Genomic DNA, 22,836 nt, shown 5'->3' on the forward strand with positions numbered 1-22,836 from the left:
GTCTAACAAGACCCCGGAAGCTCGATCCGGTTTAGATCGCTTCCTTGAGTTCCTTGGCCGCGCGGAACGCGACCTTCTTGCTCGCCTTGATCTTGATGGCCTCGCCCGTCGCCGGGTTGCGGCCCATGCGGGCAGCGCGCTTGCGCACCTGCAGCACGCCGAGACCGGCGAGACGGATGCGGGCACCCTTCTTCAGGTTCTTCACCAGGAGGGCGATCACGTCATTCATGATCGCTTCGCCCGCCTTCTTCGACAGGTCATGCGCGGCGGCGATGTCCGCAGCCAGATGCTTCTGGGTGACGGTCGTCGGGGTCGACTTCGCGCCCTTCGATGGTTTGATTCCCATGGTTATAAGCCTCTCTTGTCAGTAGGGGATCAGTCCCCGGACAGAATCACGACCGGTCGATAAAGACAAGGCCGATCAGTCGGAAACGCGTGATTATTACGCCTATTCTGCGAGTCGGGCCATCACAAAACGCTTTGTGGATAATATGCGAAGGGCCGGAAAGGCCTGCGGGGTGGGCATTTCTTGCCTCTTGATCGCAGCGTGCGATGGCGCGCCAAGACCAATTCGAGTCGCGACTTCCTCTCTGATGCCGCGACTCGGAGAGTCGGAAGAGTGCATGCATGCGCTGTTTATCAAGCGTTTGCGCGCTGATCTTGACTCAACGCTTTGCCTGCTCCCGCAGGTCGAAATCGCGCATCTGACACAACGCGGGGCGCGCCGAGGCCAACTCGATTTGACTCGGATGGCCTATATCGCCCGACCGAAGATGTGATCGAGATCACTGGCGACCGATCGCGGTAAGGTCCGCGCCACGGGGCCAAATGAGACTCCTGAACGCGTGCCCTGTCCGAGTCGCACGTCAAGTGACCTGCCCGGCCACCGTTCGGCGGACATCTGCAACGCTGCGCGCGCCCTGGTCCGACAGGTGCAGATGATGCGCGCCGGCCGCATCGAACCCGATGCACAATTGGAGGAGCCGCGCAAGAAATAGGCCTTAGCGGCCGATCACCTCGGCCACCAGCTTGGCTGGCGGTGCCTCGCGCTGGAGCTGGTCGCACGTGCATTGGTCGGGCTTTTTGTCGGGACGCCAGCGCAAGAGGCGCGTGCCGTGGCGAAAACGATTGCCGGTCACCTGGTCGTATTTCACTTCCACTACAAGCTGGGGCTTCAAGGGCTTCCACTCGGCCGAGCGCTCGTTGCTCCAGCGGCTCGGCGCCCCAGGTGCCTCGCCGGTGAAGCCGGGTGGCTCGATCATCTTCTCCAGCCGCTTGGTCAGTGCCTTGCGCTCCTCGTCCTTGATGGTGGAGGTAAAGCCCACATGGTGCAGCTTTCCTGCGTCATCATAGAGCCCGAGCAGGAGCGAGCCGACCAGATTGCTGTCGGCGGCATAGCGAAAGCCGCCGACCACGCAATCGGCCGTGCGCAGCAGCTTGACCTTCAGCATCTCGCGCTCGCCCGGCACGTAGCGGCCGTCCAGGCGCTTGGCGACCACGCCATCGAGTGAACCTCGCGCCTTCTTAAGCCAACCGCGCGCGGTCGCCGCGTCGCGCGTATAGGGCGTGAGGCGCAGAGTCAGCTGATCGCCAAGGGATGCGAAGAAACGCTCAAGCGCCATGCGCCGCCGCGTGAGCGGCGCTTCCATCAGAGAGCCATCCTCCGCGGTCGCCAAGCAATCGAACACGATGAACATCGCCGGCGCCTCTGTCGCCAGCTTGCGAACGCGGCTTTCTGCCGGGTGAAGCCGGTTCTGCAAAGCATCGAAGGAGAGCGCATCGCCGCTCAGGATCGCGAGCTCGCCGTCCAACACGAAGCGATCGAGCGGCAGAGTCTGCAGCGCCGCAACCACATCCGGGAAATACCGCGCCAGCGACTTGCCCGACTTCGACTGCAGCTCGACGTCGGGTCCGGCACGGTAAGCGAGGCAGCGAAACCCGTCCCATTTCGGCTCGAACTGCCAGCCTTCCTCCTTCGGCAGCTCTTCCACCAACTTCGCTTCCATCGGCTGCGTGCCCGGCCGGACCGGCAGGGAGCCCAAGCCGACCTTGGCGCGCAGCCGTGGGGTTGCAGGCTCAGCGGGCCTTTCGGTCTCCACGGTCGCCTTGCCCGGACTTCGCCCTGGTTTTGGCGCGCTGGCGGATGTCTTGCGAGATGGAGCGGCTGACATCGTCGCTTTCCTTGAATCGCCCTTCTTTGTCTCGACGGACATGGCGTTTATCGCCTTTCGGTGCGATCAACTCGCGTCTGGCCATGGGTCTCTCGAATCGAGCCGTTCCGATTGCAACGACTTCGCCCATCGGAGGTTCCCGATGGGACGACCGTAAACCCAGTCCGGAACGATGCCATGACCGCCGCAACTTCCCAGCCAACACCGAAAACCGCCTCTCATATCCTTCTGGACGTGCTGGAACAGTGGGGCATCGACACGATCTATGGCCTGCCCGGAGATGGCATCAACGGCATCATGGAAGCCCTGCGCCAGCGCCAGGATCGCATCCGCTTCATCCTCGCGCGCAACGAGGAAGGTGCCGCGTTCATGGCCTGCGCCCACGCCAAGTGGACCTGCAAGCTCGGCTGCTGCCTCGCCACCACCGGTCCGGGCGGCGTGCATCTGCTGAACGGCCTCTACGATGCCAAGTTCGACCGCGCGCCAGTCCTCGCCATCACCGGCCTGCCTTACCAGGACCTGATGCAGACCTCCACCCAGCAGGATATCGACCATACGCGCCTGTTCAGCGACGTCGCTGCCTATTCCACGGCGATCTTCAACGCGGCCCATATCGAGAACGCCGCATCGCTCGCGTGTCGCACGGCGCTGGCGCGCCGCGGCGTCGCCCATATCGCCATCCCGGTCGACGTGCAGGAGGAGAAGATCGAGGAAGCAAAGCCTTCGCCCCGCAACAAGCCGCACCACGTCAGCACTGCCTATGTCGAGGCCGAACGCCACCCCAAGCCGGAGGCGATCGAGCGCGCCGCCGAGGTTTTGAGGAATGGCGAGAAGGTCGTCATCCTGGCGGGACAGGGTGCCATGCATGCGCGTGTCGAATTGCTGGAGATCGCGGAGCTGCTCGGCGCGCCCATCGTGAAGGCGCTGCTCGGCAAGGCGGCGGCGCCCGATCACCATCCCATGGTCATGGGCGGGGTCGGCTATCTCGGCACGCGGCCGTCGCAGCAGGCGCTCGAGGAATGCGACACGCTGCTGATCGTCGGCTCCAACTTCCCTTACATCGAATACTATCCGAAGCCGGGCCAGGCGCGCGCAGTCCAGATCGATATCGATCCCACACGTATCAGCCTGCGCTATCCGATCGAGGTGCCGATCGTGGGCGATGCCGCGCTCAGCCTGCGGGCACTGATCAACAAGCTGACCCCGCGCGATGACCGCAACTTCCTCCGGCAAATTCAGACCGCCAAGGAGGAATGGCTGACCTCGCTCGAGGATGGTGCTGAACGGCCGGGACAGCCGCTGAAGCCGCAGCGCGTGGTGCGCGACCTCAATCTGCGCCTGGCGGAGGATGCGATCATCGTCACCGATTGCGGCCACAACACCGGGCTGGCAGCGCAATACGTGATGATGCGAACGAACCAATTGTTCGGCGTCTCCGGCACGCTCGCCTGCATGGGTGCGGGTGTGCCCTACGCGATCGCGGCCGCGCTCGTTTATCCGGGGCGCCAGGTGGTGGCGATCGTCGGTGATGGCGGTCTGTCCATGTCGCTGGGAGAGTTGGCGACCTGCCGCAAATACGACCTGCCAATCAAGATCGTGGTCATCAACAATTCCTCGCTCGGCCAGATCCAGTGGGAGCAGATGATGTTCTTGGGACACCCGGAATTCGCCTGCTCCCTCGGCTCCGTCGATTTCGCGAGGATCGCCGAAGCATGCGGCCTCAAGGGCCTACGTATCACCCGTTCCGACGATTGCGCCGCCATCATGGATGAAGCCTTCGCGCATGCCGGCCCCGTGCTGGTCGATGCGGTGGTGGATGCTGCCGAGCCGATGCTGCCGCCCAAGCGCCGCGAGAATTACGTCGAGAACATGAACAAGGCTCTGCAGCAGATGCCGCAGGCACGCGGAGAGATCGAGCGCGCCATGCAGGAAGAACCCGCGCGCACCGCCTTGCAGCCCTGACCATGCCGGATACGAAACCTGACCGCCCCGAGCCCTACCCCGCCGAGAAGGCGCGCGGTGGTGAGATCATCCTGCGCAAGCGCTGGCAGCGCATTGTCTTCTTCGGCGCGCTCGCCGTTGCTGTGCTGCTCGGCCTCTTGCTGTCGCTGTGGGGACGTTAATCCCTCAACTGCCCGGCAGTTCCAGTCGTGCGCAGACGTGGGCCGCGGCGACAACGAAGCCGGCGACGACGATGGCGGCACCCGAACAGGGGTTTGGCGAAGCGCCCGGCGCCCTGACCCGGACGACGGCAGCCGGACCAGGGCTCCGGCGACCCCGCCTGCCCCTGGTGGCCGCGCCGGCGGCCTCGGGAAAGGCGTGCACCCCCCGGCCACCCCCTTCCCCCCGCTTTCTCGGCTGTGGCATAATGGCTTCAGCGCAATCGGGCTCGTCTCGATTGCGTGCTTTTATTTCAAGTGCTTAACAACTTACAGGAGCCTTCCATAGCTAGATTGCCTGCCCAGGAGCCCGCGCCGTCCCGCAGTGATGGACCGCGCGTCAATCACCAGATCAACGTCCCGCAAGTGCGCTTGGTGCGCGAGGACGGCACCATGGTGGGGGTAGTAGCGACCCGAGAAGCCATCAGCATGGCCGCCGACGCCGGCCTTGATCTGGTTGAGGTCTCGCCCAACGCGACGCCGCCGGTTTGCAAGATCCTCGACTTCGGCAAGTTCAAATACGAAGAACAGAAGCGCAAGAACGAGGCGCGCAAGAAGCAGAAGGTCATCGAGGTCAAGGAGATCAAGCTGCGCCCCGGCATCGACACGCACGATTACGACGTGAAGATGCGCAGCATCCACCGCTTCCTCGAGGAAGGCGACAAGGTGAAGGTCACCATGCGCTTTCGCGGCCGCGAGATGGCGCACCAGGAACTGGGCGCGAAGGTGCTGGATCGGGTGAAGCAGGATCTGGATGCCATCGCCAAGGTCGAAAGCGCGCCCAAGATGGAGGGCCGCCAGATGATCATGGTGATCTCGCCGAAATAGGCGGCACTGCCGACCAATTGCAGGAAGGGCGCCGAACGAAAGCGGCGCCCTTATGCTTTGCAAACGAAATCTAAAGGCGGTGTCGCGCGTTCCTGCGCAGAAATCGACGGGCACGAGCCTAGCCGCTCTGCAGTTGCTCGCACGGTCATGCCAAAGCCTGACATTGGCTCCATGTAAGGAGGGGCCAGCAATGACTGCACGAGCGAGGTGGGATGCTCTCCGAACTCTCAGCGTTTCTGGTCGCCGCGAAGCGCAGCACCTATGCGTCCGCGAGCGATGACGCATCGGTTACGCCGGCATTGACCGGCTCCAGGCAGCTGGAATATCGCGCGGGACGCTTCCTCTATCGCGACGTCCATTTCGGCACGACGCGGTTCGCGGGCCAGGAAACCGTGGCACTCGATGGTCGTGTGATCTGGTCCATGGTCTATGGCGGCGGCATCGCGCCGGACGTCACGGACGCGGCCATGATCGCCATTATCCAGTCCTGTCTGCGCCAAGCCCTGTATATCGTCGAGCCCGCACGGCCGTTTCGGGGGCCACGCACGTTGGGAAGTGGCGCGCTGCACTATTCAGACGACAGCGAGGGCGATCTTGCCTCCTTCCGCGGCACCGAACGCGTCACCCGCAACGGCGCAGTGGTCTATCGGCTCGAATATTGCGGCGGGCTGATCCGCTAGCGTCAACCACTCAGCAGCGCCCGCGCCAACAGCACGGCGTTGCGCGGGTTTTCCCCGACACGGCGCACGGCATAGGGCCACCAGTCGCGCCCGAAGGGGAGATAGAGGCGCACCTGCTCTCCTTGCTCGCGCAGCTGGCGCTGCAATTCGGTGCGCACGCCGTAAAGCATCTCGAACTCATACTGGCCGGATTCCCAGCCTCCGGTGTCGGCGACCTGGCGGATCTCCGCGATCAGCGCGTCATCATGGGTGCCGAACACGGGCCGGAAGCCCCGCGCCTTTGCATCCGCGCTCAGCATCATGCGCGCAAGGGCCAGGTAGTTCTCGTCGATGGCATCGCGCGACTGGAATGCATGCGGCCTGGGATCTGCGAAGGCACCCTTCACCAAACGCACGCTGCCGCCGCCTGCGATGATCGCCGCGACATCATCGACCGTGCGCTTCAGAGAGGCTTGCAGGGTCTGCCCCACCGGAATCCCTTCGGCGGCGAGGCGATCGCGCAACGCCAGCGTGCGGGTGACGTAGCCGGCATCCTCCATGTCCAGCATCAACACCGGCGCGTCGCCGCTGGATTGCTGGATCGAGCGCCCGATCTCCAGCGCGTTGCGTTCGCCCAGGGCATCGTCATACCCGTACCCGATCTGCGTGGGATCGACCGAGAGGTGCACCTGCAGGCGCGCATCCTTGAGCAGCATCACGGCGAGTTTTTTCTGCCGGACCGTCTCGGCAATCAGTGCGGGATCGGCGACATATTCGCCGAGATAGTAGAGCGATGCCTTGAATCCTGCTTGCCACAGGCGTTTGGCGGTCTCGATTCCGTCTTCGACGGTCAGGCCGCCGACGAACCGTCGCGCCAGGGCTGCGGTTGCGCGATTGGCCTGCATCCAGCGCGCGAGGCCCGGTGAGCGCGCCAGCCCGATCATCCAGCTCTGCCAAGTCTTCATGGCGGCACTTTAGGAAATGCGGCCGCGCACCGCTTCCATGATCAGCCGGCCGCCCAGCAGGCCAACCAGGCCGCCGGCGAAGCGGTCGATCCACAGCTTCGCGCCGAGATAGATGGCTCGCGGGCGCGCGGCGGAGAAGGCCAGTGCGACGATGGTATACCAGCCGGCCTCGAGCGCGAAGATCAGCGGCAGCAAGGTCCAGAACATCCAGGTCGGAATCGGATGCGGCAGGAAGGCAGCGAAGACGCTCGCATACCAGATGGCGGTCTTCGGGTTGCTGAGCTGCGTCACCAAGGCGACGACGAAGCTCCTGCGCCAGCCGCCGGCCGCCGTCGGCTGCCCGCCGTTCGTCGGCAGCGGCGTCCTCGCGCCGCGCCAGATGCGATAGCCCAGATACATGAGATAGGCACCGCCGGCGATTTTCAGGACCAGATAGAGCCACGACACCTGCATCAGCACAGCCTGCAACCCAGCGAGCGCGAGGCCGGCAAAGGCAAGACCGCCGCATCCCATGCCGAGCGCAGCCGCCAACCCGTCACGCCGCGAGAAGCCCGCAGACGCGCGCACCACCACCACGAAGCTCGGGCCAGGGCTCATCGCACCGATGGCGAGCGTGCCGAGAATGGTGACAAGGGCGAGCGCGGGATCCATGGTTGAGCTCTCTTTCTATTTCCATAGGAGGCGCAATCTCACCGCACCTCCGCAATCCCCGGATGATCGCGCAGAAAATAGATCAGGTCCAGCACCGGCGGCTCAACTGTCGTCGAGGACAGCATGGCGTGTGCCTGGCCGCGATGGTGAGTCTGGTGATTGAAGAAATGTGCCAGCACTTGACCCACCTGCATCGTCATCGGCTCGCCGGCCATGGTGTGATAGACCAGATCCTCCTTGAGCCGCGCCGGCGCAAGTCCATCCACGAACGCAACGATGCGCTCGTCCATCGCCGCGCGCGCCGCTTTCAGGGCAGAAAACTCCGCGTGCAAAACCTGATCGAGACTGGTGATGCCGGCGCTCCCGGTGCCCTCCAGCCGTCCCATCCAGACTGCGTCGCCGACCAGGATGTGGTTGAGCGTCTTCAGCAGCGAGGGAAAGAAGCCGCTGCGTGCCGCCGCGAATTCCTCCGGCGACAGCTTGCCCACCGCTTCGTAGAGCCGCTGATTTGCCCAGCGGTTGTACACTGCCATCCTCTGGAAATGCGCCTTCATCGCCTCCTCGCACCCTTCCGACACGCTTGCAAGCCAGCATAACAGATCGCCTCATCGCATTTCTGCAACAGGCCTCGCGGCTTTTGGCATTTGACCGGCGCGCCGCCAAGCCGCTCCAATTGCCCCGTGCAACCAAGAAGCAAAACGATGGTGCCCCGGATCGACATTTCCGCCTTGTTCTCGGACCCGGCCGACCGCGCGAAGACCGATGTGGCGATCCTGGGGGCAGCCAGCTCCATTGGTTTCATGACCGTCTGCGGCCTGCCGGCGGACGTGCCGATCGGCGCCCGGTCGCGGCGCGCGCTCCTGCGCCTGTTCGATCTGCCGCCGGCCGAGACACGCAAGCTCTGGCGCCAGAAGTTCGATGCGAGCCATCGCAACGTCTATCGCGGCTGGTTCCCGCTGCAGAACGGCTTCGAGACCTACAAGGAGGGGATCGACATCGGCCCTGATATCGCCTTCGGTGCCGACGTGGTCGATCCGCGCGATCCATTGCGCGAACCAACGCCGTTGCCGCCGGACAGCGCGCTGCCCGGCTGGCGCGCGGCCGCCGCAGCCTACTTCGTGGCGATGGAGCGGGTTGCGCAGGCTCTCATGCGCGCGCTGGCGCGCGGCCTCGGCCTGCGGGAGGGTATTTTCGATGATGCCTTTGCGCGCGGGATCTCCACACTGCGCCTGATCCATTATCCGGTGCGGCCACCGGAATCCATGATCGGGGTTCCGGAGGACCGCTTGTGGGTCACGCTCGACGGCCAACGCCACTATCTGCTCGGCCGGACGCATGTGGATTCAGGGCTGATGACACTGCTGGCACAGGATGGCGTGCCTGGCCTGCAGGCGCGTGCCGCCGATGGCGCCTGGATCGATATCCCGCCCGAAGAGGGAACGCTGGCGGTCAATTTCGGAAAGCTGCTGGAGAAATGGACCGGCGGTCGCATCAAGGCGACCGAGCATCGGGTGATCGGCCGCGCGGAAGAGCGGTTTTCGATCCCGTTCTTCCATGACGCCAGAGCCGATGCATTGATCGAGCCCTTGCCCTTGCCAGGGATCGAGCCATTCACGCCGTTCTATTTCGGCGATTATCTGTGGTCGACCATGACCAAGTTCGTCGAGTTCCAGGGCCTTGAGGGATTGCGTCGCCCTCAAGGCCGATAGATCGTTCGCGATCACGACCGCCAGAACGGCTTCTCCACCACGTGCTCGACGTCGGCGCGGCTGACGCCGATATCCTTCAGCATGGTGTCGCTGAGCCCGGCCAGCTGCCGCCGCTCGCGCATGCGCTCCAGCCAGGCAATCGGCGTCTCGATGATGCGATCCAGGACGGGTGCCAGGTCGCTGGCGACGATCTGCGCCAGACCACTCCGCGGAACCAGGTCCAACATACCGTGTGCTTGGTACTTCATGGTCCATCTCCTTCTGTCGAGTGGTCCTTGCGCGGCGCTTCACAGGGGTCGGGTGAGAGCTGGCCGCCCCTGTCCCTCGCGCCGCGCTTGGACTGGACGGCCGTTGGGCCGTCCCGGAAAACGCATGGAACTCGTGTTCGCCGTCACGGCCGCCAGAACGGCTTGGTGCTGATGGCTTCGACGTCGGCCCGGTTGAGGCCGATATCGTTCAGCAAATGATCGTCAAGTTCCGACAGGTGCCGGCGCTCTGCCGCCCGCTCCGCCCAGACGAAGGGGGTCTCGAGCAGGCGGTCCAGAACCGCGACGATCTCGTGCCCGACACCGCGCGACAAGCCGTTGATCGGGCTTGAAAAGACGTTGGACTTCATAGCTCACCTCACAGGTCTCTCTATGGCGTCATCGCCGTTGAGATGGAGAATGGGCTTGATTCCCAGCGCGGACAAACGATAGTTTCTCAGAATTCCTGTTAGAAAAATTGACACGTTAGAAAGGGCCTGCAATGCGCCTTCCGCCCTTGAAATCAGTGCACTATTTCGAAGCCGCCGCCCGGCTGCAGAGCTTCACCAAGGCGGCGCAGGAACTGAACGTCACGCACAGCGCCATCAGCCATCAGATCAAGGCTCTGGAAGAGTGGCTGGGCCAGCCCTTGTTCGAGCGCAAGACCCGACAAGTGCGCTTGACGGAAGCCGGCAAGCGTTTCCTGGGGCCGGTCAAGACCGCGTTCGAGCAGCTGGCAGACGGTGCTGCGGAGGTCACGCGCTTCGGAAAGGATCGGCCGCTCACCGTGACGGCGTTGCCGTCGCTGTCCGCCAAATGGCTGGTGCCGCGCCTGTCCGACTTCCAGCGCCGCCATCCGGAGATCCAGGTGCGCCTTTCCGCCACCAGCACGGTGGAGCAGATCGGCGGGCGCGACATCGATCTCGGCATCCGCTTCGGCCGCGGCCAGTGGGACAATCTGGAAAGCGAGTTGCTGGCGAGGAACGACATCTATCCGGTCTGCGCGCCCGGCCTCTTGACCCCCGACAAGCCGATTCGGGAGCCGCGCGACGTCCTGCAATATCCGCTGCTGACCGACAGCGACTGGATGCGCTCCGGCTTTGACGAATGGTCCGATTGGCTGAAAGGCGCCGGTTTTCCGGAGGCGAAGATCAAATCCAACCTCAGCCTCAACTTCTCCAACCTATTGATCCAGGCGGCGATCGACGGGCTCGGCATCGCCATGGGCAATGTCATCAATGCCGGCGATGACCTGCGCCACGGGCGCCTCATCAAGCCGATCGACTTCACCGTCCAGACCGACACCGGCTATTGGATCGTTTACGCCAAGGGCGCCTTGAATCAGCCGAAGATCAAGGCGTTCCGCGACTGGCTGATGGAACAGGCCAGCGGGCACGTGGAAGTGTGCAAGGAAGCGAAGGTGGCATGAAGCGACTGGTTCTGGGGGTCATTGCCCTTCTCGCCGCATCGGCCGTCGCCCTGGCGGAAGAGCCGCGCCAGCGCGTGATGAACATCCCCCTCGACATGCCGCTCGATGATCCGCTCGACGGCGAGTATCTCGAGGGCATCTACCAAGAGAAGCTGCACGATGTCTTGAAGGACAGCGTGCTGATCGAAGCGCCGATCCCGCATATCGAGAGCCGCTTCACCGAGAACCGCTCTCTCGAGCTCTGGTTCTCGTCGGAGGAGGACGGCCGGCGCATCTTCTGGGCGCGCCTCACCCAGGGATTCGAGGGAAAGACCATGCAGCCCGAAGCCGCCCTCGCCAACTTCGAGGCGACCTTCGGCAAGCCCGACAAGGTCGCCGAGTTGAAGGGCGACCTCAGTAGCGTCTGGATCCTGCTTAAGCTCGACCCGCGCCTGCCGGAAGCGCGGCGCGCGACAATCCTGAAACAGCTGGACCTCAGCTTCACGCCGACGCCGCATCAGATCGGCGATTTCGGCCTCACCGACCTGCGCTCGCGCGTCAAGCTGCTGACGCCCGATTTCCGCGGTGCCGTGTTCTATCTGACCGCCTTCAAAGGCAAGATCGCGAGCATGCAGACCGACCTCATCGACATGGTCCGCGCACAGACGGTGCTCAATCTCACGGCGCCATAGCGACGTGCGGCAAGCGCTCGCTCTCGTCGGCCTGATAACTGCGTTTTCTGCGTCCCCGTTCGCCGACGAATCGTCCAGGCAGCAGATCCTGGGCCTTTCGCTCGGGCAAAGCACTGCCGATCCTTCCGACCTGCGCGACCCGGCGGCTGCATTCGGTTCAATGACCTACTGGCGCACCGCTCGGTGCCCTACTCATCAAGATCGATCCTCCCTTGCCCAATGAGCGGAGAGCCGCCATTAGGCGGCACATTGACAAGGTCGTTGCGAATCGCCCGAAGGGCGCAAGACGATCCCTTTGTCGAGCTGCCGCCGCCCGATGATATCGAGCGTCGCCTGGAGATTCTGGGCGACGCGTTCCGTGGCAAGTTCATGGCGATCTACACCATCTCAAACCAGATCGACGGGACGGAAAACCGAGCTGATCGATGCCGCCGTCGCGCACGAGCTGCTGGTGCGGGCACGCAAGTAGCTCGCTCAAAACGACGAATTCGGCCCCTTCAGGAACTCCGCTTCCTCCTCCGTCGTCTCGCGACCCAGGGCTTCATTGCGATGCGGGAAGCGGCCGAAGCGCTTGATGATGTCGCGGTGGCGATGGCCGTATTCCAGGAATATGGCGGCTGCGTCGCCAAACTCGCGCACGCAACCTTCGAGCAACGCGATGAAGCGGTCCTGGTTGGCGAGCGTCTCGCAATGCTCGAACGGCAGATACAGGAACACGCGGTCGGGAAACGGATAGTGGCGATCGAAGCCGCGTCGGATCGCTTCATCCGCGATCTGATGCGCCCGCTCATCGCCCAAATAGGCCTTGGCCTGGCCGCGATAGATGTTGCGCGCGAACTGATCGAGCAACAGCACCAGTGCCATCGTCCCGTCGGGCGAGGATCGCCACTCCTCGAACGCGCCCATCTGCGCCTGGTGGACCAGCGGGCCGAAGCGGGCGCGGATATCCTCGTCGAATACCGTGTTCTTCTCGAACCACAGCGGGCGCGCCCGTTCCGAAAACCAGAATTGCAGAATTTCGCGTGGCGTGGTCATGCCGCCTGCACCTCTCGCCGAATGCCTACCCGAGCGGCTTATAGCACGCATCATCTCACTTGATGAGATGGCGGCGCGCCGGTTCCGCCTAGGCCGGATCCCGCCCACCCTGCGAATGGCTGCCCTGCAGCACCGCCGATCGCAGCAATGCGATCTCCCGCTCGATGCGCGCAAGCTCGGCCGGGCCGGCAACCTCGCCGTCCGACGAGCTGGCCTCGTGACCGATGAAGAGGGTGGCGAAGCTCGCGGTGATGTAGCCGAACACCGTGAACCCGTAGATCGATAGCAGCAGGCAGAGCAGGCGTCCTTCGCCGGATTGCGGCCAGAAGGCCGAGCCCATGGTAGTGAGAATCATGGACGTCCACCACAGCGCGTCGCCGAAATCGCGGAATCCGCCGGGCACTTGCGGGGCTGGCTCGAAAGCGAGCATGCCGGCGGCGCCGAGCAGCGCGACCAGCACGGTCGCGAGCATCACATAGCCGAACCCGCGCCGGCCGAGGCTGCGCTTCAGCGCGTTCATGCCGCGGTTGGCGGTGCCGACCAGTCTGACCAGGCGTAGGCCGCGGAACGCGCGCGCCAGCCGCAGCGCCCGGAAGGCGGCGAACATCCGCACCGCCGGCACGATCAGAGCGATGATGGTGAGCCATTCTGCGCGCAGGAAGGCCGGCCGGTCGGGTGCGAGCGAGAGGCGCAGCATGAACTCCAGCACGAACACGATCCAGATCGCCGTGCCGAACACTTCGAGCAGGTGCGAAGCGCCCCACACCAGCTCCACCACGACCAACACCAGCCACGCGAAGCTCAGCACGATCATGGGCACGCGCAGCCAGGAATCGAGCTCGCGCAACAGCGCCCAGTTGCCTTCGGTCCGGTCTCGCCCGTTCGCATCTTGCCTGTTCGAATCCTGCATGGGTCTTGTCCTCCCTGTCGCCGCCGTTTGCGCCGCTTCCGCCATCGCCCGCGCCGCCCTTGCGCCGGACAGCACGCCGCGTTGGCGGAACCCGCGCAGCCGGTGCGACGTTCCAACCAGACGCCGGTTGGTTGATCTCTCCTGCCAAAGGGAGTCCCGCAATGCCGCCAACGCGCCAAGACAACGACACATGGCGAAACCGCACTCATCCGATCGAAGAAGACATGCAGTTCCAGCGCGGCACATGGCGCGCGGAGCGGATCGGGTGGGTCGTCCTGTGGCTGATCGTGCTCCTTGCCCTACTCGGCCTTTTCTCCGAAGGGCCGCTCAGCATGGCTTCGGTGGAAAGCCCAGCGGGGGATCTTCGCATCACCTATGGTCGGTTCGAACGCAATGGCGCGCCGGCCGAGCTCAAGCTGGCGGTCGAACCGCGGCGGGCGGGCGAGGTCGCGATCCGCATCAGCGCGCCGGTGATGGAGGCGTTCACCATCGAGAGCGTCACGCCCAAGCCACGAACGGAGCGCGGCATAGCCGGCGGGGTTGAACTGCTGTTCCCCGTCGCGGCGGGCGGGCCGCTCACCGTCCATATGACCATGCGCGCGCGCAGCGTCGGCGTGGTCACCGGCGAGATCGGCATCGGCGAAAATCGGCCGGCGCGGCTCAGTCAGTTCATCTACCCGTGAGGTCGAGCTATGGATGCAGTCCTTCGTACCGTCGCAGTTTACGGTTTCCTGCTGGTGGTGCTGCGCATTTCCGGCCGACGCACGCTCGCGCAGATGACGACGTTCGACTTCGTGCTGCTGCTGATCATCAGCGAGGCGACGCAGCAGGCGCTGCTCGGCGACGACTTCTCCATCACCAATGCGCTTGTGATCATCGCCACCCTGCTGGCAATCGACGTCGGCCTCTCGCTGATCAAGGGGCGTGTCCCCGCTTCCTCCAAGCTGATCGACGGGCTTCCCATGATAGTCGTGGAGAACGGCGCGGTGCTCGAGGAACGCCTGCGTCACGCCCGCATCGACGAGAGCGACATCCTAGAATCGGCGCGCGAGACTCAGGGCCTGGAGAGCATCGACCAGATCAAGTTCGCCGTGCTCGAGATCACCGGGTCGATCACCGTCATCCCGAAAGACCGGTGACGCGCTGGATGGTGGCCTCTTACCCCGCGTTCTTCTGGATGACGCGCTGCATGGCTGGGCGGGCGGCAGCCAGGTCGGCGAGCCGCTTCAAGTGGGGGAAGCGCTCATAGGTGTTCGGGCAGCATTGCTGCCAGCCGGACAGCATGAACACGAAGATGTCCGCCGCGCAGAACCGGTCACCCAGCAGATAGGGCCCGTGCGCCGCAAGGTGCTGATCGATACGCCCCCACAAGGTCGCAATCTCCTCCATTGCCTTGTTCGCGACGGCTTCGGTTCCGCCGGCGTCAGTCGTGTGCCGTTCCGGATAGTAATAGCGCAGCATGGCCGGCTGCACCGAATTCGTAAGGTGCGTCAGCCACTGATAGAAGTGCCCGCGCGCCATCTCATCGGGTCCGGGCGCCAGCCTCGCCTCCGGATGACGATCGGCGATGAGCATCACCATGGCGGCGGACTCGAACATCACGAAGCTGCCATCCACCACCAGGGTCGGCACCCGGCCGTTGGGATTGAGCTTAAGATAGGCAGGATCCCGATGCGCGCCGGCATCGGTGTTGGTGAGCCTCAGCTCATATCTGGCGCCTGCCTCTTCCAACGCGCCGTGCGGCGCCATCGACGCCGATCCCGGCGACCAATAAAGCGTGTACATGGATTATCCAGCCCTGATCTTGAACGCAGCCGTCACCAAGCTAGCCAAGCGGCGCAGGACGCGCCAGGGCCACGCACAAATAAAACCGGGGCCCGAAGGCCCCGGTTCGAGAACTCTATCTCTCTGCTGCGCTTAGCGGCGCTCGCCGAGGAACTGCAACATGAAGATGAAGAGGTTGATGAAGTCCAGATAGAGCCTCAACGCGCCCATCACGGCCTTCTTGGTCGCGACTTCGGCGCCATCGCCGGCATAGTACATCTCCTTGATCCGCTGCGCGTCATAGGCGGTCAGGCCGGTGAAGACCAGCACGCCGATGACCGAGATCGCCCAGTGCAAGGCCGAACTCTGCAGGAACAGGTTGACCAGCATCGCGATCAGCAGGCCAAAGACGCCCATGATCAGGAACGAGCCGATGGCGCTCAGGTCACGCTTGGTCGTGTAGCCATAGAGCGCCATGCCGGCGAAGGTCGCCGCCGCGATGAAGAAGGTGCGGGCAATCGACGTCCCGGTATAGGCCAGGAACACGTATGACAGCGACAGGCCCATCAGCGCCGAGAACGCCCAGAACAGCATCTGAGCGGTCGAGGCGCGCATCGCATGGATCCGCATGCCGAAGATGAACGCGAACACCAGCGGTGAGAACACCACCACCCAGATCAGCGGCGTGGCGGCCAACTGCGCATAGATACCGCTGACTGCGCCGAAATAAGCGACCAGGCCGGTAACAGCCGTGCCGCCGGCCATGAGCCCGAACACCTTCTGCATGTACTCGCGTAGGCCGACATCAATCTCGGCAGCGCGGGCGCCGGCCGGCGTGTAAGCGCGGCCCAAATAGTCTCTCTGTGGTCCCGTGGCCATCTGTTCGCTCCTTGTTCCCTGGGGCCCCTGCCCCCATTAGCCGAATGCTAATATGAGGGTGAAAGCCTTTGCCTTCAATGCCATTCGGTGTGCCCTCCAATGGGACAATGTGCCGGTTTCCTGCACAAACCCGTGAAAACGCCTCCGGAAAAGCCCTTGCGAAACCCGATCCCGGCCGGCGATATAGCCGCCACCCTGGGGCGCTGACCCCCTGATTGCACACTAAGAGCGCGAAAGCACAGTCGATGAACCGCATTTTCTCCGGCGTCCAGCCGACCAACAACCTTCACCTGGGCAACTACCTGGGCGCCGTCCGGAACTGGGTCCGGATGCAGAAAGACTATGACTGCATCTTCTGCGTCGTCGATCTGCACGCCATCACCCTGTGGCAGGAGCCGGTGGCATTGCGCCAGGCGACGCGGGAGGTTGCGGCCGCCTATATCGCTTCCGGCATCGACCCGAAGTGCTCCATCATCTTCAATCAAAGCCAGTGCCTCGCCCATGCGCAGCTGGCCTGGATCCTGAATTGCGTCGCGCGCCTCGGCTGGCTGAACCGCATGACGCAGTTCAAGGAGAAGGCCGGCAAGAACCGCGAGAATGCCTCGATCGGCCTCTACGCCTATCCGGTGCTGATGGCGGCGGATATCCTCGCCTACAAGGCGACCCACGTGCCGGTGGGAGAGGATCAGAAGCAGCATCTGGAGCTGGCGCGCGACATCGCCCAGAAGTTCAACAACGACTACGGCGTCAAGCTCTTCCCCTTGCCGGAGCCGGTGATCGGCGGGCCCGCAGCGCGCATCATGTCGCTGCGCGATGGCACCAAGAAAATGTCCAAGTCCGACGAAAGCGACTACAGCCGCATCAACATGACCGACGATGCGGACACCATCGCCCTCAAGTTCCGCAAGGCCAAGACCGATCCCAATCCGCTGCCCGGGCCTGAGTGCCTGGACGAGCACGGGCACGTGAAGGCGGATGCCGAGGCTGCGCGCCCGGAGGCCTTCAACCTGCTGTCCATCTACGCGGCCCTGTCGGACGCCGCGCTGGCCGACGTGGTGCACCGCTTCGCGGGACAGGAGTTCTCGAAGTTCAAGGGCGAGCTCACTGACCTCGCGGTTGCCAAGCTCGGGCCGATTTCCGGCGAGATGAAGCGCCTGCTGGCCCATCCGGACGAGATTGATGCCCTGCTGCGCAACGGCGCGGAGCGGGCGCAGGCGATTGCCATGCCGATCCTGCGCGAGGTGGAGGAGATCGTCGGGTTCCTTCATTGACCTTGCCCTGCGCGGGGCCAATCCCCAACTGTCGTTGGTCGCCCCACCAGGAGAGCAGGCACTCATGACCGCCGACCCGTTCCTCGATTCACCGGCCGACCAGCCGCAATTGCCTGGCTCCGGCCGGCGCTGGGCGCGCCGCGCCAAATGGGCGGGCCTCGTCGTTCTGGCCGTTCTGCTGCTCTATTACCCGGTCGGCATGCTGCTGGTGCACCGGATCAACGACGACCCGGAGTTCGCAGCGCGCGACGTTCCGCAGGGTGGCAGCCAAGCCGTGGCGCTGGCGGCAGCGTTGATCCAACGCGAGGTGCAGGGCACCGCCTGGCCGGCCAACGATCCTTTCTTCATGCCCGGCTATGCGCTCGACAACATGCCGAACTACCAGATCGGCATTCAGCAGGCGCTCGCGCGGTTCTCCACCGAAATGGCCGACCAGATCGGCCGTTCGCGCGGTTCCTCGAGCACCGATCGCGACCTGACCGATGCACGGGGGGCCCTCAACTACGCCCCCGACAAGTGGTACTTCGAGGCCGCCTCGATCACCGCCAACTCGGAATCGCAGTACCGGGGGGCAATGGTGAAGCTGCTGAGCTACAACGACCGGCTCGCGCGCGGCCAAGCGCCGTTCGAGCCGCGCGCCGACAACCTGATGGCGACGCTCGATCGCATCGGCAAGGACCTCGGCTCGGCCTCCAGCGCAATCGACCAGCAGATCGACCAGCATTCCGGCGACTGGTTCGATTTCTATGCCGACAATGTGTTCTATCTCAATAAGGGCCGGCTCTATGCTTACGGCCTGCTGCTGCGCGACCTCGGAGCCGACTTCAAGGCGGTCATCCAGGAGAAGGGCGCCACCACGGTGTGGCAGCGCATGGTGGATTCGATGCTGGAGGGGGCGGTGCTACAGCCCATCATGGTGATCAACGGCACGCCCCACGCGATGATGCAGCCCAATCATCTGGCCGCTCAGGGCTTCTACCTGCTGCGCGCCCGCATACAGCTCGAGGAAATCACCGATATCCTCCAGAAGTAGCGCCAGGGATCAGGTAGCTGGGATCGGAATTGTCACATCCGATCACCGATACCTGATCACCGATGCTTATTTCCCCGCTTTCCCCTGCAGAATCACCGTCGTAGAGTAGCCTCAACGATTGGCCGCGGTCCCCGAGTCGCTGTCGCCGAAGACGCTCAGCTCGCCAGCATTTTCATGAGGATGCGTCTCGCCGACCGCCATCACCAGTCGAGGGGGTACCTGGCTGACGCGTGCGCTTCTGCCGGGTGGTTGGATCGCAAGGACCGGGGGTTCGGTCGGGCATGCTGGGCGCCCTTCTAGACTGGTTACTCAGCTTCCAAGTCTATCTGCCGATCGCCGAGATCTCGGTGTCGGTCCTGCTGTTGCTCGCTCTTGGCGGCGGCATCGGGTTCCTGTCCGGACTGTTCGGCGTCGGCGGCGGCTTCCTGATGACGCCGCTCCTGATCTTCATCGGGGTACCCTCGCCGGTCGCGGTGGCGACCACGGCGAACCAGACGGTGGCGACCTCGGTCAGCGGCGTGCTGGCGCACTGGAGCCGGGAGAACGTCGATTTCAAAATGGGCGCGGTGCTGCTGTCCGGCGGCGTGTTCGGCTCGCTGGTCGGCGTCGCGATCTTCTCCATCCTGCGCCGTTACGGCCAGATCGACCTCGTCATCCATCTCGCCTACGTGATCCTGCTCGGCTCGATCGGCCTGATAATGCTGGCGGAATCCGTGCGCACCCTGCGCCGCGTGCGCCGCGCGCGTGGCCGCGCCATGGCCCCGCGCAAGCTGCACCAGCATGTCTGGGTGCACGGCCTGCCCCTGAAGATGCGATTCAAGAAATCGCGGCTCTATATCTCGGCCATCATGCCGATCGGGATCGGCTTCGTGGTCGGCATCCTTTCGGCCATGCTCGGCGTCGGAGGCGCCTTCCTGATCGTGCCGGCCATGATCTATCTGGTCGGCATGCCGACCTCGATCGTGGTCGGCACCTCCCTCTTCCAGATCATCTTCGTCGCCGCCGTCACCACCATCCTGCAATCGATCGAGAACCGCACCGTCGACGTCCTGCTCGCCTTCGTGCTGACCATCGGCTCGGTCATCGGCGCGCAGTTCGGCGGACGGATCGGCGCGCGGCTGCCGGGCGAACAGCTGCGATTCCTGCTGGCGCTGCTCGTCCTTTCGGTCGCCGGCGGCCTGTGCTACGAGCTGGTGGCGAGGCCGGACGACCTCTATGTGCTGCAGGGGCTGACGCGATGAGACGGCGGCTCATCCCCTGCTTGGTCGCGGTCCTTGGTCTCGCGCTTGCGGCGCCCGCCGCGGCCAAGGGCATCGTCGCGGATGTCGATGATCATCTGGTGGAGATCACGACTGACTTTGCCGGCCAGGACATCCTGGTCTTCGGCGCCATCGACGGGCCGGGCGACGTCGTCCTGGTGATGCGCGGTCCGGCGGGCCGTGTCGCGGTCCATCGCAAGGAGCGGCTCGCCGGCGTCTGGGTGAATGCGGATTCGATCGAGTTCGAGGGCGTGCCATCGCTCTATGGCGTCGCCTCCTCCCGGCCGTTGTTCGAGATTCTGACCCCCGATGTCCTCGACCGCTACCAACTCGGCGTCGGCCGCGTGCAGTTCCGGGACGTGGCTGGCGACGTGCCGGGTATCGGCCCCTTCCGCACCGCGCTTGTGCAGCAGAAGAAGAAGCAGGGCCTCTATGCCGACCGCGTCGGCCGGGTGACCTTCATCGGCGCGACCCTGTTCCGCGCCAATCTGCATTTGCCGTCCAATGTTCCGACCGGCACGTTCCTGATCGATGTCTATCTGGTGCGTGACGGCCGGATCGTGGATGCCCAGAACATGCCCCTGGTCATCAGCAAGGTGGGCTTCGGGGCGGATATCTTCAAATATGCCAATGCGCGCTCGATCGCCCAGCGTTTCGCCTATGGCGTAGCGGCCGTGGTGGTTGCGTTGTTGACGGGCTGGCTGGCGCATCTGGCCTTCCGCAAGCGGTAGAGGTGAATCATGAGCACCGATCCAGGCCCCGATCCTCAAGTCCAACCCGCGAGTGCACCGCCGGCGGCGCAGGAGCGCGTCTTCCTGGTGGTGGTCGACGAAACGCCGGAGCTGAAGGTCGCTCTGCGCTATGCCTGCCGCCGCGCCTTCCGCTCGAATGGCCGCGTCGCCATGGTGCATGTGATGGAGCCGACCGGCTTCGGCGACTGGATCGGCGTCAATGAGCTCATGAAGGACGAGGCGCGCCAGCAGGCCGAGGCCACCATGCAGAAGATGGCGACGGAGGTGAACAAGCTCTCCGGCAAGATGCCGATGCTCTACTTCCGCGAGGGCGACCGGCGCGAGGAGTTGCTGAAGCTGATCGAGGAAGAGCCCGGCATCTCGATCCTGGTGCTCGCCGCCTCGACCAGCCCGAAGGGGCCGGGTCCGCTGGTTTCGGCCCTGACCGGCAAATATGTCAGCAAGATGCGCGTGCCGGTCACGATCGTCCCCGGCAATTTGACGCCAGAGGACATCGAGCACGTGGCGTGATCGGAAGTCGGAGGTCAGATGGTACCAGCGTTCCTCTGACTTCTGACTTCTGACTTCTGACTTCTGAACTACCGCCTGATCAGGCGATAGAGGAAGAGCAGGAGCATCGCACCCAGCACCGCGATGATGATCGAGGGCAGATTGAAGCCTGTTACATCGCCGAAGCCGAGCCTGGTGCTGATGAAGCCGCCGACCATGGCACCCACGATACCGAGGATGATGGTGATGATGAACCCGCCGGGATCACGGCCGGGCATGAGCAGCTTAGCGACGATGCCAGCGACCAGACCGAGAACCAGCCAGATTATCCAGCTCATGTCATTCCCCTGCAGAGATCGAGGGCAGCAGTTTAGCCGCTGCCCTGTGACGTGTCACCACGCCGCCGGACCCCGGTCCGAGGTCACAAGTATCTCACCTGCGTCATCATGCCGGACAGCATGTGATAGAGATTATGACAATGGAACATCCACTTGCCGGGATTGAAGGCATCGAACGCCAGGGTGACGGAGCCGCCGATCGGCACCAGCTCGGTGTCGCGCACTGCGCCCTTCACGCGCGAGCCGTTGACCGCGACCACCTGGAAATGGTGGCCATGCAGATGCATCGGATGGGACATCTCGGTGCGGTTGGTGAGCATCATCTCGACTCGCTCGCCCTCCTGGACCATGAGATGCGCGTGGTGCGCTATGGCGGCCTTCTCTGCGATGCCCCAGCGATAGGTCATCATGGAGCCGGTCAGGTCGATCTTGAGCTCGCGGTCCGTGCGCCGCTCCGGCAGCGGCTCCGCGGCCTCGTAGAGCATTGATGCTGCGCGGTCGATCGCGCCGATCGCTTGATGCGCTTGATCAGCGATTTTGGCGATCGTCCCGCTTTTGGTCGCCAGGACAACGCCCGTCAATGCGGTATCGCCTTCACGCTGGAACAGAACCGGCCAGGCGCCCTCTTCCACAGGCAAGGTGAAGCGCACGTCTGCGCGCTGTGCAATCGCGAGGGGAAAGCGATTGCCCATCACGGGTACGATCGGCCGCCCGTCGACGTCGGTGAGCGAGCCTGACAGCGGCCCCAGGTCGATCATGAAATTGGTGGCAGAAGCCGCGTTGATGACGCGCAGGCGCACGCGCTGGCCCTTGTCGACGCGCACGACCTCCGGATCATCGAGCGTCCGATCGTTGGCCAGGAACGCGTCGTAAGAGACGTCGTTCAGATCCATGCCCGCCATGTTCATCTGCGACATGTCGTGGGGCATATCCATGCCGGACATATCCATGTTCGACATATCGTGCCCGGCATGCGGATCCTGCGCAGCGGGCGCCATGGCGCCGTGGTCGTGGCTCATGCCTTTGGAAAGGGCGCTCAGGATCCGATCCGGCATCTCGAAAGTGAAATCGTGCAGCAGGATCACGACCTCCTGCTCGTCGCGCGCGGCATCCTTGGGGTCGCGCACGATGAGGGGTGCCGCCATCAGCGACTGCTCCTGCAGCACATGGTGCGAATGCATCCAGTTGGTGCCGGGCAGCGCAACCGTGAAGTCGTACTCGTAGCTCTGGCCCGGCTCGAGCGCCGGTTGCGTAACGCCCGACACGCCGTCCTGGTCGTTGGGCGGCGTCAACCCGTGCCAGTGGATGAGAGCAGCCTCTCCAGCGTCGTTCTTCAGGCGCACGCGGAAACGCTCGCCGGCATTCATGATGAGTCCGTGGGTGCCATCGGGCTGCATCAGGCCGAAGACTTTGGCCGCCTTTTTCTTGACCTCGATGGTGCGCGTGCCGATGGTGATCTTCGTCGTCGCACCGTGCGAGGCGGCGCGCGCAGGTGGCGCGAAAGACACGGCGCCGAGGGCGGCGCTGGCGACGAGAAAGCGGCGACGGGATAAGCGACGCATGCCGCCAACCTAACCCTCGCCAACCCCGACGCCAAGCACAGCGGCGAACGCTGCCCC

General features: G+C 64.2%; 28 protein-coding genes. 14 read left to right on the forward strand and 14 right to left on the reverse strand.

The features are described from left to right. Positions 1-31: 31 nt before the first annotated feature. From DTX69_RS22160 to DTX69_RS30335, 3 genes are all read right to left on the reverse strand, one after another. On the reverse strand, positions 32-346 hold the full coding sequence (locus DTX69_RS22160; RefSeq protein ID WP_119303770.1) for an HU family DNA-binding protein: 315 nt from the start codon (positions 344-346) through the stop codon (positions 32-34). A gap of 655 nt (positions 347-1,001) precedes the next feature. After that, complete coding sequence (locus tag DTX69_RS22170) at positions 1,002-2,099, reverse strand: ATP-dependent DNA ligase (protein ID WP_284735989.1); 1,098 nt, start codon at positions 2,097-2,099, stop codon at positions 1,002-1,004. Next, positions 2,077-2,301: a hypothetical protein gene (locus DTX69_RS30335; protein ID WP_162917451.1), complete on the reverse strand. Its 225-nt coding sequence runs from the start codon at positions 2,299-2,301 to the stop codon at positions 2,077-2,079. Before DTX69_RS30335 ends, DTX69_RS22170 begins: the two co-directional genes overlap by 23 nt. Positions 2,302-2,348: 47 nt before the next feature. Between DTX69_RS30335 and DTX69_RS22175 the strand changes: the two genes are divergently transcribed. The 4 genes from DTX69_RS22175 (at position 2,349) to DTX69_RS22185 (ending at position 5,838) form a co-directional block, all read left to right on the forward strand. Then, a complete protein-coding gene (locus DTX69_RS22175) occupies positions 2,349-4,133 on the forward strand; it encodes a thiamine pyrophosphate-dependent enzyme (RefSeq protein WP_119303772.1) in 1,785 nt (594 codons plus the stop codon). A 2-nt stretch (positions 4,134-4,135) separates the two neighbouring features. Next, positions 4,136-4,294 (forward strand): hypothetical protein, encoded by a 159-nt coding sequence (locus DTX69_RS30340; protein WP_162917458.1) that lies wholly within the window; start codon positions 4,136-4,138, stop codon positions 4,292-4,294. Between the two features lie 330 nt (positions 4,295-4,624). Continuing rightward, a complete protein-coding gene (infC, locus tag DTX69_RS22180) occupies positions 4,625-5,158 on the forward strand; it encodes a translation initiation factor IF-3 (protein ID WP_284735990.1) in 534 nt (177 codons plus the stop codon). 212 nt (positions 5,159-5,370) lie between these two features. Further along, a complete protein-coding gene (locus DTX69_RS22185; RefSeq protein WP_119303774.1) occupies positions 5,371-5,838 on the forward strand; it encodes a DUF5680 domain-containing protein in 468 nt (155 codons plus the stop codon). A 2-nt stretch (positions 5,839-5,840) separates the two neighbouring features. On the opposite strand, the gene DTX69_RS22190 is transcribed toward DTX69_RS22185, so the two are convergent. Genes DTX69_RS22190 through DTX69_RS22200 form a run of 3 tightly spaced genes read right to left on the reverse strand, consistent with a single transcriptional unit; the run spans position 5,841 to position 7,987 of the window. Continuing rightward, positions 5,841-6,782: a proline dehydrogenase family protein gene (locus tag DTX69_RS22190; RefSeq protein ID WP_119303775.1), complete on the reverse strand. Its 942-nt coding sequence runs from the start codon at positions 6,780-6,782 to the stop codon at positions 5,841-5,843. Between the two features lie 9 nt (positions 6,783-6,791). Beyond that, on the reverse strand, positions 6,792-7,433 hold the full coding sequence (locus DTX69_RS22195; protein ID WP_119303776.1) for a LysE family translocator: 642 nt from the start codon (positions 7,431-7,433) through the stop codon (positions 6,792-6,794). A gap of 38 nt (positions 7,434-7,471) precedes the next feature. Next, positions 7,472-7,987, reverse strand: a complete 516-nt coding sequence (locus DTX69_RS22200) for a DinB family protein (RefSeq protein WP_119303864.1) — start codon at positions 7,985-7,987, stop codon at positions 7,472-7,474. A 147-nt stretch (positions 7,988-8,134) separates the two neighbouring features. On the opposite strand from DTX69_RS22200, the gene DTX69_RS22205 reads away from it, so the two are divergent. Then, positions 8,135-9,142 (forward strand): isopenicillin N synthase family dioxygenase, encoded by a 1,008-nt coding sequence (locus tag DTX69_RS22205; protein WP_119303777.1) that lies wholly within the window; start codon positions 8,135-8,137, stop codon positions 9,140-9,142. 11 nt (positions 9,143-9,153) lie between these two features. On the opposite strand, the gene DTX69_RS22210 is transcribed toward DTX69_RS22205, so the two are convergent. Further along, positions 9,154-9,390: a DUF1127 domain-containing protein gene (locus DTX69_RS22210; RefSeq protein WP_284735991.1), complete on the reverse strand. Its 237-nt coding sequence runs from the start codon at positions 9,388-9,390 to the stop codon at positions 9,154-9,156. A 143-nt stretch (positions 9,391-9,533) separates the two neighbouring features. Further along, positions 9,534-9,758, reverse strand: a complete 225-nt coding sequence (locus DTX69_RS22215) for a DUF1127 domain-containing protein (RefSeq protein ID WP_119303779.1) — start codon at positions 9,756-9,758, stop codon at positions 9,534-9,536. 131 nt (positions 9,759-9,889) lie between these two features. Here DTX69_RS22215 and gcvA point away from each other — a divergent pair, with 131 nt between their 5' ends. Together gcvA and DTX69_RS22225 are read left to right on the forward strand one after the other, a co-directional pair. Next, on the forward strand, positions 9,890-10,816 hold the full coding sequence (gene gcvA / locus DTX69_RS22220) for a transcriptional regulator GcvA (RefSeq protein ID WP_119303780.1): 927 nt from the start codon (positions 9,890-9,892) through the stop codon (positions 10,814-10,816). Further along, positions 10,813-11,487, forward strand: a complete 675-nt coding sequence (locus DTX69_RS22225; protein ID WP_119303781.1) for a hypothetical protein — start codon at positions 10,813-10,815, stop codon at positions 11,485-11,487. Before gcvA ends, DTX69_RS22225 begins: the two co-directional genes overlap by 4 nt. Before the next feature lie 474 nt (positions 11,488-11,961). On the opposite strand, the gene DTX69_RS22230 is transcribed toward DTX69_RS22225, so the two are convergent. Then, positions 11,962-12,522: a DUF924 family protein gene (locus tag DTX69_RS22230; RefSeq protein WP_119303782.1), complete on the reverse strand. Its 561-nt coding sequence runs from the start codon at positions 12,520-12,522 to the stop codon at positions 11,962-11,964. 88 nt (positions 12,523-12,610) lie between these two features. Continuing rightward, the gene (locus DTX69_RS22235; protein WP_119303783.1) at positions 12,611-13,432 is read right to left on the reverse strand and encodes a potassium channel family protein; all 822 of its coding nucleotides are present in this window, start codon (positions 13,430-13,432) and stop codon (positions 12,611-12,613) included. 161 nt (positions 13,433-13,593) lie between these two features. Between DTX69_RS22235 and DTX69_RS22240 the strand changes: the two genes are divergently transcribed. Both DTX69_RS22240 and DTX69_RS22245 read left to right on the forward strand, forming a co-directional pair. Next, positions 13,594-14,115 carry a hypothetical protein gene (locus tag DTX69_RS22240; protein WP_119303784.1) on the forward strand — a complete coding sequence of 174 codons (522 nt, stop codon included), beginning with the start codon at positions 13,594-13,596 and terminating at the stop codon, positions 14,113-14,115. A 9-nt stretch (positions 14,116-14,124) separates the two neighbouring features. Beyond that, positions 14,125-14,571 carry a DUF421 domain-containing protein gene (locus DTX69_RS22245; RefSeq protein WP_119303785.1) on the forward strand — a complete coding sequence of 149 codons (447 nt, stop codon included), beginning with the start codon at positions 14,125-14,127 and terminating at the stop codon, positions 14,569-14,571. 19 nt (positions 14,572-14,590) lie between these two features. Here DTX69_RS22245 and DTX69_RS22250 read toward each other — a convergent pair whose 3' ends face one another. Further along, the gene (locus DTX69_RS22250; RefSeq protein ID WP_119303786.1) at positions 14,591-15,217 is read right to left on the reverse strand and encodes a glutathione S-transferase family protein; all 627 of its coding nucleotides are present in this window, start codon (positions 15,215-15,217) and stop codon (positions 14,591-14,593) included. Between the two features lie 132 nt (positions 15,218-15,349). Beyond that, positions 15,350-16,075 (reverse strand): Bax inhibitor-1/YccA family protein, encoded by a 726-nt coding sequence (locus DTX69_RS22255; protein ID WP_119303787.1) that lies wholly within the window; start codon positions 16,073-16,075, stop codon positions 15,350-15,352. 245 nt (positions 16,076-16,320) lie between these two features. On the opposite strand from DTX69_RS22255, the gene trpS reads away from it, so the two are divergent. From trpS to DTX69_RS22280, 5 genes are all read left to right on the forward strand, one after another. Continuing rightward, positions 16,321-17,346 carry a tryptophan--tRNA ligase gene (gene trpS / locus DTX69_RS22260; protein ID WP_119303788.1) on the forward strand — a complete coding sequence of 342 codons (1,026 nt, stop codon included), beginning with the start codon at positions 16,321-16,323 and terminating at the stop codon, positions 17,344-17,346. 64 nt (positions 17,347-17,410) lie between these two features. Further along, the gene (locus tag DTX69_RS22265) at positions 17,411-18,379 is read left to right on the forward strand and encodes a DUF2333 family protein (protein ID WP_119303789.1); all 969 of its coding nucleotides are present in this window, start codon (positions 17,411-17,413) and stop codon (positions 18,377-18,379) included. Positions 18,380-18,660: 281 nt separating this feature from the next. Then, complete coding sequence (locus tag DTX69_RS22270) at positions 18,661-19,620, forward strand: sulfite exporter TauE/SafE family protein (protein ID WP_119303790.1); 960 nt, start codon at positions 18,661-18,663, stop codon at positions 19,618-19,620. Further along, on the forward strand, positions 19,617-20,369 hold the full coding sequence (locus DTX69_RS22275; RefSeq protein WP_119303791.1) for a TIGR02186 family protein: 753 nt from the start codon (positions 19,617-19,619) through the stop codon (positions 20,367-20,369). The genes DTX69_RS22270 and DTX69_RS22275 overlap by 4 nt, the downstream gene beginning before the upstream one ends. A 9-nt stretch (positions 20,370-20,378) precedes the next feature. Then, entirely contained in the window at positions 20,379-20,900 is a 522-nt protein-coding gene (locus tag DTX69_RS22280; RefSeq protein WP_119303792.1) for a universal stress protein, read from the forward strand. 68 nt (positions 20,901-20,968) lie between these two features. On the opposite strand, the gene DTX69_RS22285 is transcribed toward DTX69_RS22280, so the two are convergent. Continuing rightward, positions 20,969-21,217, reverse strand: coding sequence for a GlsB/YeaQ/YmgE family stress response membrane protein (locus DTX69_RS22285; protein ID WP_119303793.1), 249 nt, complete (start codon positions 21,215-21,217; stop codon positions 20,969-20,971). Between the two features lie 83 nt (positions 21,218-21,300). Next, entirely contained in the window at positions 21,301-22,779 is a 1,479-nt protein-coding gene (locus DTX69_RS22290) for a multicopper oxidase family protein (RefSeq protein WP_119303794.1), read from the reverse strand. Positions 22,780-22,836 lie beyond the last annotated feature (57 nt).

The sequence above is a fragment of the Dongia deserti genome (assembly GCF_003574735.1).
In the GTDB taxonomy this organism is placed as follows: domain Bacteria; phylum Pseudomonadota; class Alphaproteobacteria; order Dongiales; family Dongiaceae; genus Dongia_A; species Dongia_A deserti.

Excerpts from the sequence above, each read along its gene's own strand:
- DTX69_RS22160 (WP_119303770.1), bottom strand. The coding sequence starts at position 346 with ATGGGAATCAAACCATCGAAGGGCGCGAAGTCGACCCCGACGACCGTC.
- DTX69_RS30335 (WP_162917451.1), bottom strand. The coding sequence starts at position 2,301 with ATGGGCGAAGTCGTTGCAATCGGAACGGCTCGATTCGAGAGACCCATG.
- DTX69_RS22175 (WP_119303772.1), top strand. The coding sequence starts at position 2,349 with ATGACCGCCGCAACTTCCCAGCCAACACCGAAAACCGCCTCTCATATC.
- DTX69_RS30340 (WP_162917458.1), top strand. The coding sequence starts at position 4,136 with ATGCCGGATACGAAACCTGACCGCCCCGAGCCCTACCCCGCCGAGAAG.
- DTX69_RS22185 (WP_119303774.1), top strand. The coding sequence starts at position 5,371 with ATGCTCTCCGAACTCTCAGCGTTTCTGGTCGCCGCGAAGCGCAGCACC.
- DTX69_RS22190 (WP_119303775.1), bottom strand. The coding sequence starts at position 6,782 with ATGAAGACTTGGCAGAGCTGGATGATCGGGCTGGCGCGCTCACCGGGC.
- DTX69_RS22195 (WP_119303776.1), bottom strand. The coding sequence starts at position 7,433 with ATGGATCCCGCGCTCGCCCTTGTCACCATTCTCGGCACGCTCGCCATC.
- DTX69_RS22200 (WP_119303864.1), bottom strand. The coding sequence starts at position 7,987 with ATGAAGGCGCATTTCCAGAGGATGGCAGTGTACAACCGCTGGGCAAAT.
- DTX69_RS22205 (WP_119303777.1), top strand. The coding sequence starts at position 8,135 with ATGGTGCCCCGGATCGACATTTCCGCCTTGTTCTCGGACCCGGCCGAC.
- DTX69_RS22210 (WP_284735991.1), bottom strand. The coding sequence starts at position 9,390 with ATGAAGTACCAAGCACACGGTATGTTGGACCTGGTTCCGCGGAGTGGT.
- DTX69_RS22215 (WP_119303779.1), bottom strand. The coding sequence starts at position 9,758 with ATGAAGTCCAACGTCTTTTCAAGCCCGATCAACGGCTTGTCGCGCGGT.
- gcvA (WP_119303780.1), top strand. The coding sequence starts at position 9,890 with ATGCGCCTTCCGCCCTTGAAATCAGTGCACTATTTCGAAGCCGCCGCC.
- DTX69_RS22225 (WP_119303781.1), top strand. The coding sequence starts at position 10,813 with ATGAAGCGACTGGTTCTGGGGGTCATTGCCCTTCTCGCCGCATCGGCC.
- DTX69_RS22230 (WP_119303782.1), bottom strand. The coding sequence starts at position 12,522 with ATGACCACGCCACGCGAAATTCTGCAATTCTGGTTTTCGGAACGGGCG.
- DTX69_RS22235 (WP_119303783.1), bottom strand. The coding sequence starts at position 13,432 with ATGCAGGATTCGAACAGGCAAGATGCGAACGGGCGAGACCGGACCGAA.
- DTX69_RS22240 (WP_119303784.1), top strand. The coding sequence starts at position 13,594 with ATGCCGCCAACGCGCCAAGACAACGACACATGGCGAAACCGCACTCAT.
- DTX69_RS22245 (WP_119303785.1), top strand. The coding sequence starts at position 14,125 with ATGGATGCAGTCCTTCGTACCGTCGCAGTTTACGGTTTCCTGCTGGTG.
- DTX69_RS22250 (WP_119303786.1), bottom strand. The coding sequence starts at position 15,217 with ATGTACACGCTTTATTGGTCGCCGGGATCGGCGTCGATGGCGCCGCAC.
- DTX69_RS22255 (WP_119303787.1), bottom strand. The coding sequence starts at position 16,075 with ATGGCCACGGGACCACAGAGAGACTATTTGGGCCGCGCTTACACGCCG.
- trpS (WP_119303788.1), top strand. The coding sequence starts at position 16,321 with ATGAACCGCATTTTCTCCGGCGTCCAGCCGACCAACAACCTTCACCTG.
- DTX69_RS22265 (WP_119303789.1), top strand. The coding sequence starts at position 17,411 with ATGACCGCCGACCCGTTCCTCGATTCACCGGCCGACCAGCCGCAATTG.
- DTX69_RS22270 (WP_119303790.1), top strand. The coding sequence starts at position 18,661 with ATGCTGGGCGCCCTTCTAGACTGGTTACTCAGCTTCCAAGTCTATCTG.
- DTX69_RS22275 (WP_119303791.1), top strand. The coding sequence starts at position 19,617 with ATGAGACGGCGGCTCATCCCCTGCTTGGTCGCGGTCCTTGGTCTCGCG.
- DTX69_RS22280 (WP_119303792.1), top strand. The coding sequence starts at position 20,379 with ATGAGCACCGATCCAGGCCCCGATCCTCAAGTCCAACCCGCGAGTGCA.
- DTX69_RS22285 (WP_119303793.1), bottom strand. The coding sequence starts at position 21,217 with ATGAGCTGGATAATCTGGCTGGTTCTCGGTCTGGTCGCTGGCATCGTC.
- DTX69_RS22290 (WP_119303794.1), bottom strand. The coding sequence starts at position 22,779 with ATGCGTCGCTTATCCCGTCGCCGCTTTCTCGTCGCCAGCGCCGCCCTC.